The sequence below is a fragment of the Sphaerochaeta pleomorpha str. Grapes genome, from assembly GCF_000236685.1.
Lineage (GTDB): Bacteria > Spirochaetota > Spirochaetia > Sphaerochaetales > Sphaerochaetaceae > Sphaerochaeta > Sphaerochaeta pleomorpha.
In genome coordinates this window covers 62,625-75,027 of the sequence record NC_016633.1, presented here as the reverse complement: position 1 = coordinate 75,027, position 12,403 = coordinate 62,625, and the positions used below count along the sequence as shown (strand labels likewise).

Below are 12,403 nucleotides of genomic sequence, written 5' to 3'. Positions count from 1 at the left end.
CCTTTACGTTTTTGACGAATTTGCCTTCACAATATCCAGAATTTCCATCTGCATGTGTAAAAAGGCTTGGAATACTACAGGGTCAAAATGACTTTCCTTTTCCTCATATAAAATTGCCATTGCTTCTTGATGTGTCATAGCTTCTTTATAGATACGTTTACTGGTCAAAGCATCATATACATCGATAATAGCCATCAGACGGCCAGAAAGGGGAATAGCAGTACCTGCCAGCCCGTTGGGATATCCACTGCCATCGAACCATTCGTGGTGAGACCCGATCAACTCTTTGGCAGTTTTGATAAAATCGAATTTAAAGGTTTCTCCGCTAGTCCCAAATTCCAACGCTTCAACTCCAAATTTCACATGGCGTTTCATGATTTCAAATTCTTCAGGATTCAGTTTGCCTTTTTTGAGGAGAATACTGTCTGGAATTCCCACCTTCCCAATATCATGCAGCGGAGCAGTATGGATAAGATCAAGTATTTGTTTTTCATCCAAATAATAACCTGGGAGGTCGAGCCCTACAATTTCTTTGCACAACACTTCCATCATGGCTTGGGTTCGCTTGGAATGATTGCTTGATTCAATGTTTCTTATTTCCAGAAGCCTGATCAAGGCATTTATTGTAATTTCATTGGTCTTGAGGACTTCTCTTGTTCGCAACCGAACAGTCTCTTCCAATATTTTGTTGTTATGCTTGATGTTCTTGGTAGCTTCTATCAATTTCAGCTGGATATCCACCCGTTTATTCAAGGCAAGAATGTTCAATGGTTTGCGAATGTAATCAACGGCTCCAAGCTCCAATCCCTTTATTTCTTTTTCGATTTCATCGGAATTGGTAAGAATCATGACAGGAATCTCATTCTTCAATTTGTTCAGCTCAGCCATTACGCCGAATCCATCCAGCAGGGGCATATGGAGGTCAAGGAGGATCAAGTCTATGTGTTGGCCACTTGCAACAATCTCGAGTGCCTGGATACCATCTTTTGCATACATGACAAAATTTGAGCGCAACATCGCACCTATCAGAATACTGTCAGTATTTGAATCATCGACAATCAAGATGGTGTTCAAAGGCTACCCCCACAATGCTGGCGATTATACCCCATAAAGATAGTAAAGTGTACCATCGGACTGGCCCCTGGTAAAGAACGATTAACCTCTGCACGATGCAATGTCACCTGTTTATCGTAATTTTTTCTGTTAAAAACATATATAACCTAGCAAAAAGGAATAGGGGGATACCAGTCAAAGAGGGAAGGTAATCCTATCAGAACCATTAGTATGACAAAATAAGCTCATATTTCCAAATCACCTACTCAGTGTTATACTAAATGCCTATCCTGTAAAGGTAAATTCTACGTTGGAGGAGCTTATGAAACACAAGGATCACTATGTTACGGTACTAGTCTGCGCTATCGTGGCCATCGTCCTGACCTCTTGCTCGACAGCAGGAAATCTTCAGTTCTTTGAACCAATGCCCCCAATGGTTGCAGAAAAGGAAGAGCCGGTCATCGAGGAAATCATTCCCCAACAATTTACCTGGGGAATAACTGCTGGAGATTTCAGCGGAGAGATCGGGCAACGTTTCACGATAGAAATTCCTCCTGGAGGACAACCCCATACAATCTGGGGAACCGCAATCTATACAGATGATTCCAGCATAGGGACTGCTGCCGTACATATGGGACTTATTACCTTTGCAGAAGGGGGGACTGTAACGTTTGAAATCAGGGAAGGCATCGACAACTATGTAGGATCTACGCGCAATGGGGTCACCTCCCAAAGTTACGACAGCTGGTATGGAAGCTTTGTATTTATCGGGCCACAGGGCACTGCAGTCATCTGGTAGTCCCTGACAAGAGACCTGTCAGAGGTAGCTCATACTTGCCCAAGCAGGTCTCTTGTTTACAGCGTGAGGGTTATTGATTCCTTTTTCCGATGTTTGGAAGTAAAGTTATCGGCATTTGAAGGGCCATAGGCGAGCAGTATCTTATAGGTTTTCCCTTTCTCAAATTTTGTGCCATACGCTTCTCCCCAGGTGAGGGGAAGCGTAAAAACGATGCTTGTATTCCCACCCTCCTCACTGCCTGAAATCACACGTAGGTTCTGCTTCCAGCCCAATTCTGTAACGGCTTTATGGGAAAACATACCGGTTCCGAAATCTTGCCTGACTACCGTTTCACCATCTTTCACGTAAGCAAGCACATATTCAGCATCCTTCATCATCCTGCTGGGGTTGAATCCGATGGAAACCCAACCGGTTGTTGGGGCTTTCAAGGTAAATTCTATTTCACTTCCCACGAATTCCCAGGATAGGGTCCAATTGTCTGCAATAACGGTTTCAGAAAACCCACTGAACACAAACACACAGGCAAACAAGGCCAACAATAGAGATTTTTTCTGATTCATCATTGACTCCTTACATTTGTTGAGAGTTCTTACTTATTGTAATACAACCACTTCCCAGTTGAAAGGATAATGATACTTTGGCAATTATTTCGCTACAAGGTAATGCATACTTGCACAACAATTGCAAAACGATAAGGATATGCATATGGAAAAACCAGACAAAACCCCCACCTTGCTTCGTATAAAAACAGAAATCTGGAATACGGTCTTCTTTCTCTACCTGCTTAAATGTCTGGTAGGAACCATCTTTTGCTATGCCTTATACAAAGCAATCCCCCAATATCATCTCTATTGGTCGATCATATCGCTTCTGCTTGTCTTGGCCCCGGACTGGAACAATTCCATCCAGTTACCTTTGAATAGGATCAAGGCAAACCTGACAGGGGGAATCGTGGGCCTTCTCTGTTTCTTTATACCTTTTCCCCAACTTATATCGCTGTGTATCGGGGTACTTGCAACCATATTGGTTTGCAGTTTCCTCAATTACTCGCAGGCTACCAGAAGTGCCCTGGCCGCCTTGGTCATCGTGTTTATCCAAGAATTTGAATCAGCAAAATGGAGCATTGCCCTTGAACGCATTTTCTCGGTTATCCTCGGGTGTCTGGTTGCCCTTGCCCTGACCCTCATCTTTCGCGTTTTCGAAGAAAAAGCTGCATCCTGAGCTCTCAGGTTCTCTTTTGCATTGAAGAGTATATTTTTACCTGTTTCGGTGATAGGCTACAAACCTAAGAAGGGGGAAGCCTAACTGATGAAAAAATTTATACCTGTTTTGGTTCTTTTCGTCATGCTCTGCCTTATGGTAGGCATAGGCCTCTTTCTGTTCAATTCGTTTTCAAGGTATACAGTGCATGATAATTTCGAAAGCATCCCCTTGCAATTCAATCCAGAGGATGCTTCTTCTACCTATACAAATAACCAAGCTACCATCACGGTGACAAATGGATTTGTCAAAGCTTTGATCAAAGATCCTTCAGACAACTCCACAAGTATTGTCATCAGGGCTTTGTCACCATTGCCTTCCCTTCAGGTACAGGCAACGTTGCAAGAATCTATTTCCTTGATTGTTGAAAACATAAACCCTGACCTCTATGCAAAAGCACTCGCTGGTAACAAAGTGGACTTACAGCAGGTATCGAATAATTCGGTGCGTATCCTCCTGCATGTCGAGAAGGGACAACCGGTGAATATACAGCCTGTGCAGCCAACCTCGACCTTGCATGATTCTTATGTCATCTTGGGAGACAACAGGGATGGATACGATACATTTGATCAGATTATCCAACAGGTAAATGGAATTAAGCCAGTATTTGTAATAGACAACGGGGATCTGGTCTTCAGTGGGAAGCCCAACCAATACAGATTGTTCGATAAGATGATTTCCAATTTATCCTCAACCATCTGTACAACCCTTGGCAACCATGATGTACGGCGAAACGGCCGAGAAACCTACACGATGCTCTATGGACCTGCCTACTATTCCTTTGACTATGCTACGAGCCATTTTGTATTTCTTGACTCCTCCCCTGGCTGGGCTGAGAAAACAGCAATTTCAGAAGCTCAATATTCCTGGCTGGAGAAAGACCTTGCCAAGGCCAAGGGAAAACAAATTTTTGTCATTACCCATATTCCTTCCACTGATCCAAGACCGGGGACAAATCCCAACCTGATTCCCTCGTATGTACGCTCGTTGGACGGGAACTCCAACTGGGTCGAAAGAAAACTCGATTCCTATAGCGTGAGCAAAAGTATGAACCATGGTTTTCAGGACAGGGAGGAAGCCAGCCGATTTGAAGAGCTCATGAGCAAATACTCTGTCGATACGGTCTACCTTTCTCATATCCATAGTTATCAGGAATACTATTCAAAAGGGGTGAGATATCTCATTACAGGCGGTGCAGGTGCAGAATTATTGACCGAAGATAGTTATTTTCATTACTTGATTGCAAAAATCGGAGACAGTAAAGAAATAACTATGGTTGAACTTCCCTCCCCTGCAAACACCTATATCATGCGATATGTAGCGACCCTCCAGCTTTTTGCACTTGCTCTCTATGAAGAAAATCCCTTGGCAATCGTTTTGATCATCCTGGGGCTTTGCACCTTAGCAGTATTGCTCGTGATCATGTTGTATCTCAAGAAAAAGCAATCTTTCGATACGCTGGGAAAATGGTTTCATGATACAGCAGTCTATGCCAGAAACCGTTTTCAAGAGCTATTTACACAGGATAAGGACAAGCCTTGAGATAAATCCATTCCAAGCTGTTCGAGTTGTACTTGTATCTGATACGTAAGATAGGGGCAGGTAGGCTTCTTGTAAAAGACCGTTCTTGTCTAGTACTCTTTGAAGGTACTAATGGAGGTAACTATGTTTCAATCCAAACAAAAAAAAGCCGTGGCAATCGTTGTGCTGGTTATATTGGTTTCCTTGCTGTTCACAGCATGTCTTCCAGGCACTCTTTTTCCGAGTTCCAGAAAACCTGCCGGGTTCTTTATGGGTATCTGGCATGGGTGGATCGCTCCAATTTCGCTTATTGTAAGTATCTTTAAACCCGGAGTACGCATCTATGAGTCATTCAATACTGGCTGGTGGTATGACTTTGGTTACTATATGGCCATCATCAGCGGGTTCGGTGGTCTTTCCCTTGCAAGAAGAAAATCCAGCGGAAGAAAATGTGACTGACCTATCAGAATAGAAGCAAGGCTTGAAAACTTCATTCCAAGCCTTGCCATGACACATTGAGTATAGAGGGCTATCTATTATTTCTTCTTAGGCGTCAACATAGCTAATTGTGCTTTCATCTCAGAAAATTCTATGCCCTGCTCAGCTACAAAGTCTTTGATTGCCATATTCAAATCCTCAGGTTTTCCTACGATTGCCTCGATTTCCTCCAGCAAATACCCTGCAGAAATCAGTTCTTGGAAGGTAGTCTTCCCCGTTATGGAGATTATTTCCGTAGCAGGGGTAACTGGTTGCTCTGTAAAAGAAACCGTTTCGCCTAGGCTGATTGCCTTGCTTGCAATTTCTTCGAAAAGCGGCGAGGTATCTTTTCCTTCCCTTCGCAGGACGGTGATTGCCGAGGCAGGCAGGATTGTCCCTTCCTCAGGGATATGGGGCAGACCTGTATAGAAAGAAACAAACAGTCGAACCGAATCGGTACCGATTTCCAATCCCTCGGGAACCTTTCCAAGGTAAACAGCTTCCAATAGATTAACCTTATCTGTGCTCTGGGCGGCTCCAAAGGCTTCAACCAATAACGAAGAAGGGATAGCAAAGGCTTTTGAGACATCCTCCCAGGTATAGGACCCCCTGATGTCGGAGGGACTGGGAAGTCCTGCAAAGTCGCCTTCCTTAATCAATGCCGGCTGCTTGGAAGATTCAGTGTTCCACAGGCCGATAAGCATTGACAGGCCAATACCACCGAGCAAGACAACTACTGCTATAAGGCCTACTGTTTTTGTCTTGACCGTAAATCGCGTCTTGGCGCTGGAAAAATCTACGGTTTCCTTCACAGGACAGGCTGCCTCACTGGTACATTTCATGCAGGAAATACACTGTGGGTCATGCACTATTCCGGCTTTTGAAACCTCAATATTCATGGGACAGGCTTTTGAACAGGCATTGCAGGAAATACAGGTAGCTTCTTTTCTCCTGATCTTGAAAACCCTGAACAAATTGAATATTCCTTGGAAAGCACCATACGGACAGGCATATTTACAGAACGGCCGCTCAACGAACAAGGAGAGCAGTATGACAACACCCAGTATTACATACCCTGAAATTGCTACCTCGCTCCTCCAGAAATTAAACAGGGCATAATACGGGTCGTAATCTTGGAAAATAAGCTTACCTGTTACGACGGTCATATAGGAAACCCAGGCAAGGACCAGGTACCGAAGATATCTGAGGATTCTATCAAGCTTTTTGGGGACGAAGTGATTGTACCGTTTTTTGAACAGCTTTCTACCAAGTTTGCCAATCCATTCCTGAAATGTTCCAAAGGGGCAGATCCAGCCACAGATAACCGGTCCGAACAGAAGAGCGAGCAAAAGTCCGAGGACAGCCAGCACTACAGAGGAGTCGTGGACTTTCTTAACCAATGTCCCCAACGTCGCAAGATTCCAAAATGAAACCACGCCACCAAAGGGACAGATGGCATGCAACGATGCCCCGCCAAGGAAGGCCGGTAAGGTTACCCCTATTTCGGCAAGTCCATTAATAGTTGCAATAAAGGCAACCAACACAAAAAACCCAATTTGAATCCGGCTCCGCCATGTTTGGACTTTGTTTTTTCCAAGGCTGTTCTTTTTCATCTCATTCCCCTTCTTTTGATTCTTCGAGCAAGAAACCCCAAATACAATCCTGATGGAATCAGCATAGGCTACCATTGGTTCAATTGCTACTTTTATTGTATTTGACGGTACACCCAAAGGATATTGCAGAAACATGTGCATTCTGTGAAGACACCATAAACGTGCCGTAAATATACAACCTTATCCCGTATATTTTAATTCTTTTTTCCCCTTTTGGTTTGATGGATTTTTTCCGACCTGCCTCTGGAATTGGCAAACAAGTCATGGTAACGTATAGGTGTAGTGAATAGTTTCATTTGTGTTTCCGCCTATTCTTTCTCACTGAAGGCAGAGAGGTGAATGAACCATCAGCCGGGGAGGTCTATTGGCATCCAAGGACAGTTCGGATAATGGGTTTTTCAAAAGGAAAGGGAAAAAAACCATCTCTCCCCGTTCCAGAAGGGATGCCATTGCATTTATCTGTTTTACTGCCCCGAATTTCCTGTTGCTTGGAATCTTTGTGTTCTGGCCGATACTCTATAGCCTGTTCTTGAGTTTCTTCAAGTGGAATATGATCGCACCCAATAAGACTTTTCTGGGTCTGGAAAATTATCAAGTCCTATTCGATGATCCGGTCTTCTGGCAAGTCACACGCAATACACTCATCTTGGCCTTCGTTACCGTGGTGGTGAAATTAACCATCGCCCTTGTTTTGGCTCTCCAGCTGAATACCAAGGTAAAGGGTCAGGCTTTTTACCGGGCAATTATTTTTTCACCGACATTCACCACCAGTGTTGCAGTGGCTATGGTCTGGACCTGGATCTTTGAGCCGAATTTTGGACTCTTGAAAGTATTCATCAGTCTCTTTGGCATGAAAGCACCCAACTGGATCTATGACGTGCATTATTCCTTACCGGCGGTAATCATAGTCCTTATCTGGAGTGGGTTGGGTTATGACATGGTATTGTTCCTTGCTGGGTTGAAAAACATTCCCAAGGATATCTATGACGCTGCCCTGGTAGATGGGGTCAACCCTTGGCAGAACTTCTGGTATATAACGTTTCCCCTACTTTCCCCTACGACTTTTTTCCTTACCATCACCTCTATAATCGCAGCCCTCAAAGCCTTTGATATCGTCGCTATCATGACCGAGGGAGGACCTCTGAACAGTTCAAATGTATTTGTGCTGTATCTCTATCAGAATGCCTTCCAATGGTTTAAGACTGGCTATGCCTCGGCTTTGGCTGTTATCCTTTTCACCCTCATTATTGTCATTACCCTTTTTCAGAATCGATTATCAAAACACTGGGTCCATTATTAGGAGTACCTCTATGAGAAACAAAGTGCATATTGCAGTCAAACAAAAGGTCGCTACCCGATTATTCACCCACCTTACCCTGCTCATTGCTTCCATTATCATAGGACTACCCTTTCTCTGGATGGTGACGACCTCTGTAAAGAGCCCTGCAGAAGTTGCCATGTTCCCACCTATCTGGTGGCCAAAGGTTTTCAGGTGGGATAACTTCAGTAGAGCCTGGTCGCTTGCGCCATTCGGACGGTTTTATATAAACAGCATTATCACTGCAGGAACCGGAGTCTTTTTGGAGGTAAGCATTGCAGGTCTTTCGGCCTATGCCTTTGCCAGGATCAGATTCAAGTATAGTGGATTCTTCTTTATGCTCATGCTCGCTGCCATGATGATTCCCAGCCAGATTGCCCTCATTCCCAACTATGTGACCTTGAAATACCTACGATGGATAAACACCTACCAAGGCATCGTAATTCCTCATGTATCGAGTGTTTTTGGTGCTTTTTTGCTCAGGCAATATTTCCTTACCATTCCCTCGTCCCTGTATGATGCCGCCGAGATTGATGGGCTCGGACATTTCAGAACCCTGCTTTATGTTGCCCTACCGCTCTCACGCCCTGTTTTGGGAACGCTTGTGCTGTATCTGTTCCTTGCCAAATGGAACAGTTATCTCTGGCCACTGGTTGTCACCAATACCCAGAATATGCGCACCCTCCCGGTAGGGCTCGCCATGGTCAGGTCTGCTGAATATTCCATTGGTCCAGAACATCTCATGGCAGCTTCTCTGTTTGTTCTTGCCCCTGTGCTCGTCGTGTATTTCATTGCGCAGAGGCAATTGATCGAAGGTATTGCGGCTGGGGCTGTCAAAGGCTAAGGGAAGTACCGCACTACATCATCTATGAAGCGTTAAAGGCGCTACCAGAAAACAATCGGAGGTTTTCCATGATCAAGAAATTTGTTTTCTCTGCTCTGCTGCTTGTACTTATCATGTTACCTATCGGAACTGTCTTTTCAGCACCTGCTGCCGAAAAAGCCCCTGAAGGACCGGTAAAAATTGTCTATTGGAGAAGCCTTACCGGAATTGCTGGGGATGTCCAAGATGAAATCGTAGCAAAATTCAATGCTTCCCAGGATAAAATCATTGTCGAGGCTCAGTTCCAAGGAGCCTATGCTGAACTTTTGCAGAAAATCCTCGCAGCCCTTGCATCCGGGGAAGTACCTGATGTCGTCTTGCTCGATTCCCCGTTTGTGGCATTATTTGCCAAGGACGGAGCCCTGGTAAGCCTTGATGATTTCGTTAAAAAAGATACGAGCGGCTTCAATCTAAAGGACTATATTCCCGGGTTGCTGGAGGATGGCTACTACGGTGGTTCTTTGTACGCCCTTCCTTTTATGCGAAGCACCCCCTTGTTGTATGTAAATGGCGATATGTTCGCAGAGGCAGGATTACCACGCCGTGCTCCTGTCACCTGGGATGAATTTCGAGAATTCAGCAGGAAAGTAACCAAATACAATACATCAGGAGAACCCGTACAACTCGGCGTTGGCTTTACAATGGGGCAAACCAGCGCACACTGGTATTTCCAGGGAGCTGTGTATTCTTTCGGTGGTCTGGTGTCAGATGAAAATTTTGGCATCCATCTAACCGAGGAACCAGTATTGCAAGTTGCCAGACTCTGGCAGGATATGGTGTTCAAGGATAAGACAGCCATGCCCTCCAACTCTCACAATGACTTTTTGAATAAGCAGGTAGCTATGGTATTTGGGTCGACAGGAAGTATGGGGAATCTTTTGAGTCGAGCCGATTTCCAGGTTATTCCTGCATTCCTTCCCAGGCAGGTGCAAAATCTGGTGCCAGTCGGAGGTTCGGTCCTTGCAATGACAAGCAATGACAAACGCAGGCAACAGGCAGCCTATGAGTTTATGAAATACATGACAAATGCTGAAAATAACTCATTAGTTGTAATCAAGACAGGATATATGCCAAATAGCACGACGGCCCTGAATTATCCGGCAACCGTTGAGTACTTCAAGGAAAATCCTGAACGGAAAGTCGCCCTGGAGCAATTGCAGTACACCCGGCCACAAGCCAGCGTTATTTCCCTGGGAAAAGGTACGGAAATCCTACGGCAGATGATCGAGAAACTCTTGATTGCCAACAGGGACCCGCTTACCGTCATGCAAGAAACAACTGCAGACTTGCTAAAGGAATATAACGAGTCATTCAAATAAACGATACAAGAAGAAAAGACGGTGGAACGTAAAAAATCCATCGTCTTTTTTCATGACAAAGAACTTTTCCAATGATCTCCCATCTATTTGAAGATACTGTTTTCCCAGGTGGCTTTACACCTGAATCGTACAAAGCCATACTGCAGACACAGGAGATCAACCAGAAATGAAACGAATGGCTGCTTTTATCTTTTTTATATCAGTGACTTCCCTTCTTCTGGGAAGTGGGAGCAAAGATACTGAAAAAATCATGGGGACTCCCCAGATTCTGAATCCTGTGGAAGTGCCCGCCTCTTATTTCAAAGATTCTGTAAACCAATTTTCCGACTCTCTATTCCTGGCTTCAAGCAAACAGGTTGGAAATCTTTTGGTCTCCCCCATTTCTGTTTTTCTTGCCTTGGGCATGACAGCAAATGGAGCCGGGGGACAAACAAAAGATGCCATGCTCAAGGTTCTGACAAAAAGTGAATACCCATTGCTTTCGCTCAACGAGAAAAGCAAATCGTATCTTGCATCGATAGCGGCGCTTGATGATTCCATTACAATGGACATTGCAAACAGCCTCTGGTTGCATAAGGAAATAAAAGCAGACCCGCAGTTCTTGCAAAGCAATACTGAATTTTTTGGGGCATCGGTACAATCGCTCGATTTCTCCAGAGTCCAGTCAGTAGATACGATTAACAGATGGGTGAATGACTCTACTAAGGGTGCAATCGATTCCATCCTCGACTCAATTGACCCTGGGATGGCTATGTATCTGATAAATGCCATCTATTTCAAGGCTGACTGGCGCACTCCCTTTGAAAGATCGAACACTCGTGAGAATATCTTCCATACTCCTACAGGAACAATTACAACCCCTTTTATGTACCGAAACGGGTCATTTTTATATAGCAATGTGGATGAGAGCCAGTTGATAGTACTCCCTTATAAGAACGAACGATTTGTTTTCTTTGCCTTGCTCCCCGCTTCCCCCTTTACGGTACGGCAATGGTTGCAAGGTCAATCTGATGCGTCGTTCTGTGGTCTGCTTGTTTCCATGATCGACGAGAGCATCCAAAAACAGATAGAACTGAGTATTCCAAAATTCATAGCAAGGTACAAGACCAGTGTATCAGATTCCTTGAAGAGCATGGGAATGTCGATTGCTTTCGATTCCCAACTGGCAGATTTTTCGCTTATGACTGAAAACAAGACAAAGGATCTCGTACTTGACGAAATCCTTCACAAAACGTTCATACGCGTTGATGAGAAAGGGTCTGAAGCGGCAGCAGTGACCGCTGTGATGATGAAGGCAACGAGCATGCCAATACAGAGTATGCCGCTTGTCTTTGACAGACCGTTTGTATACGGGATCATGGACAGGCAGGAGGGAATCCCGCTGTTCCTGGGGATATTGGACAATCCCACTGGTCAATGAATCAGGAGAGCAAACCCTCTTGCAGCGTCTTGGTAAGCTGGTAGTCTATGACATGGTCCTTATAGTACCCCCAATGTTTCTTGGGCATGTTCTCTGCCAATCTCAGCATGATTTCGTCAATGATTTCCTGACGCATGGAAGCATCGAGGCGACCACCCTTCTGGATGATTTCAAAGGGTTTTCCCACGGCAATCGTTATCGGCCTACGCCTGAAAAGTTTCTTTTTGTAGGAAGGGTCATTAAATCCATATACCGCAACAGGTACCATAGGAATCTGTTTTTTATGGGCAATGTAGGCAATACCGGCCTTTCCTTGCTGCAGATTCCCATCATGGCTTCTCGTCCCTTCCGGTGCCATCGCAAGGACATCCCCACGGTCAAGCACGGAAAAACAAGCTTCCATGGTTTCACGCCCCATATTTTCACGGTCGACGGGGATGCTATGCCAGGAATTCATTACATACGCGGTAAATTTTTTTTCCCAAAGCTGCTTTTTTGCCAAGGCAACCAATTTCATGGGCTGCAAAAACACATACAGCATAGGACCGTCCAAGGCTGAAGTATGGTTGACCATCATCAAATAAGGACCCTTTCTTGGAATCTTTTCCAGTTCCCCTAGGTTTATTCGAAAAAACATCCGAAATAGGGTACGGAACAATGCATTCATGAATCGCTCTGATAATTTCATACCAGAACTATAACAGAGCAACGTATCCGGCGATAGTAGTAAAACCAGAAAT

12 protein-coding genes are annotated in these 12,403 nt (G+C 44.6%); 8 read left to right on the top strand and 4 right to left on the bottom strand.

Annotation, left to right across the window (positions count from 1 at the left end):
• Positions 1-3: 3 nt before the first annotated feature.
• Complete coding sequence (locus SPIGRAPES_RS00350) at positions 4-1,074, bottom strand: HD domain-containing phosphohydrolase (protein WP_014268784.1); 1,071 nt, start codon at positions 1,072-1,074, stop codon at positions 4-6.
• A 301-nt stretch (positions 1,075-1,375) separates the two neighbouring features.
• Between SPIGRAPES_RS00350 and SPIGRAPES_RS00345 the strand changes: the two genes are divergently transcribed.
• Complete coding sequence (locus SPIGRAPES_RS00345; protein ID WP_014268783.1) at positions 1,376-1,852, top strand: LCCL domain-containing protein; 477 nt, start codon at positions 1,376-1,378, stop codon at positions 1,850-1,852.
• A gap of 56 nt (positions 1,853-1,908) precedes the next feature.
• On the opposite strand, the gene SPIGRAPES_RS00340 is transcribed toward SPIGRAPES_RS00345, so the two are convergent.
• Entirely contained in the window at positions 1,909-2,412 is a 504-nt protein-coding gene (locus tag SPIGRAPES_RS00340) for a DOMON domain-containing protein (protein WP_014268782.1), read from the bottom strand.
• A gap of 145 nt (positions 2,413-2,557) precedes the next feature.
• On the opposite strand from SPIGRAPES_RS00340, the gene SPIGRAPES_RS00335 reads away from it, so the two are divergent.
• The 3 genes from SPIGRAPES_RS00335 to SPIGRAPES_RS00325 all read left to right on the top strand — a co-directional run bounded on the left by SPIGRAPES_RS00335 (position 2,558) and on the right by SPIGRAPES_RS00325 (position 5,092).
• Positions 2,558-3,073, top strand: a complete 516-nt coding sequence (locus tag SPIGRAPES_RS00335) for an FUSC family protein (RefSeq protein ID WP_014268781.1) — start codon at positions 2,558-2,560, stop codon at positions 3,071-3,073.
• Positions 3,074-3,160: 87 nt separating this feature from the next.
• Complete coding sequence (locus SPIGRAPES_RS00330) at positions 3,161-4,654, top strand: metallophosphoesterase family protein (RefSeq protein WP_014268780.1); 1,494 nt, start codon at positions 3,161-3,163, stop codon at positions 4,652-4,654.
• A gap of 123 nt (positions 4,655-4,777) precedes the next feature.
• Positions 4,778-5,092: a hypothetical protein gene (locus SPIGRAPES_RS00325; protein ID WP_014268779.1), complete on the top strand. Its 315-nt coding sequence runs from the start codon at positions 4,778-4,780 to the stop codon at positions 5,090-5,092.
• Positions 5,093-5,169: 77 nt separating this feature from the next.
• Here SPIGRAPES_RS00325 and SPIGRAPES_RS00320 read toward each other — a convergent pair whose 3' ends face one another.
• Complete coding sequence (locus SPIGRAPES_RS00320) at positions 5,170-6,723, bottom strand: 4Fe-4S binding protein (protein ID WP_041384772.1); 1,554 nt, start codon at positions 6,721-6,723, stop codon at positions 5,170-5,172.
• A gap of 364 nt (positions 6,724-7,087) precedes the next feature.
• On the opposite strand from SPIGRAPES_RS00320, the gene SPIGRAPES_RS00315 reads away from it, so the two are divergent.
• From SPIGRAPES_RS00315 to SPIGRAPES_RS00300, 4 genes are all read left to right on the top strand, one after another.
• The gene (locus tag SPIGRAPES_RS00315) at positions 7,088-8,023 is read left to right on the top strand and encodes a carbohydrate ABC transporter permease (RefSeq protein WP_014268777.1); all 936 of its coding nucleotides are present in this window, start codon (positions 7,088-7,090) and stop codon (positions 8,021-8,023) included.
• A 10-nt stretch (positions 8,024-8,033) separates the two neighbouring features.
• Positions 8,034-8,885, top strand: a complete 852-nt coding sequence (locus SPIGRAPES_RS00310; RefSeq protein WP_014268776.1) for a carbohydrate ABC transporter permease — start codon at positions 8,034-8,036, stop codon at positions 8,883-8,885.
• 68 nt (positions 8,886-8,953) lie between these two features.
• Complete coding sequence (locus tag SPIGRAPES_RS00305) at positions 8,954-10,243, top strand: ABC transporter substrate-binding protein (protein ID WP_014268775.1); 1,290 nt, start codon at positions 8,954-8,956, stop codon at positions 10,241-10,243.
• A gap of 166 nt (positions 10,244-10,409) precedes the next feature.
• Positions 10,410-11,663, top strand: coding sequence for a serpin family protein (locus tag SPIGRAPES_RS00300; protein ID WP_014268774.1), 1,254 nt, complete (start codon positions 10,410-10,412; stop codon positions 11,661-11,663).
• 1 nt (position 11,664) lies between these two features.
• On the opposite strand, the gene SPIGRAPES_RS00295 is transcribed toward SPIGRAPES_RS00300, so the two are convergent.
• Positions 11,665-12,351 carry a lysophospholipid acyltransferase family protein gene (locus tag SPIGRAPES_RS00295; RefSeq protein ID WP_155816630.1) on the bottom strand — a complete coding sequence of 229 codons (687 nt, stop codon included), beginning with the start codon at positions 12,349-12,351 and terminating at the stop codon, positions 11,665-11,667.
• Positions 12,352-12,403: the final 52 nt, after the last annotated feature.